Below are 571 nucleotides of genomic sequence, written 5' to 3'. Positions count from 1 at the left end.
TTTTTTTATGAAAAATTGCTCTTTGAATTGAGTGAAATAAGAGTTCTATCTAAAGGAGTGGAAGCAATGACAAGTCCAACAGTGAATTTAAATATCAAAGATGTGGAAGTAGATATGAGTGTAGATGGTGCTTTTGGGAATGAGAATGGAACTTCACTAATGAAGATAACTACAATAGAAGAACATTCTATTTGTCTATACTTTTTCATTAATATAAAAAACAATGCTATTGGAGCAGTAAATGCCCATACAATCAGAGATATTTGTCCTTGTTGTAAAGTAAAGATATTGCAGTGTGAAGTGCTAAATAAATCAGAAAACAAGAAAAAAGTTTTACAAGATGCATATGCTTGGATGATAAAAGCAGAAAAATATCGTCTTCAATTATCATTAGGTAATTATGGAAACTTAAATGTGATAGGGTAAAATTCTCGTTTTACCTTAAAGGAGGGGGAGTATGATAGTACTAATTAATAACAACACATATTAATGTCTATCTAGTGGAGAGGTAAGCTGGTCTTTTACTTCTACTGGAGAAACAAGTTTATGTCTTTGTTGTGCAGTAGAAGAA

General features: G+C 31.0%; 1 protein-coding gene. It reads left to right on the top strand.

What is annotated here, in order from left to right; translation table 11 throughout:
- The coding region (locus KVT37_RS31800) for a hypothetical protein (protein ID WP_217578964.1) at positions 1-426 on the top strand (426 nt) is incomplete at its 5' end.
- Between the last annotated feature and the right edge of the window lie 145 nt (positions 427-571).

Origin of the sequence: Mesorhizobium sp. GbtcB19, assembly GCF_019091085.1 — a bacterium.
Classification (GTDB): Bacteria; Pseudomonadota; Alphaproteobacteria; order Rhizobiales; family Rhizobiaceae; genus Mesorhizobium.
This window is presented reverse-complemented; position numbering and strand designations above follow the sequence as displayed.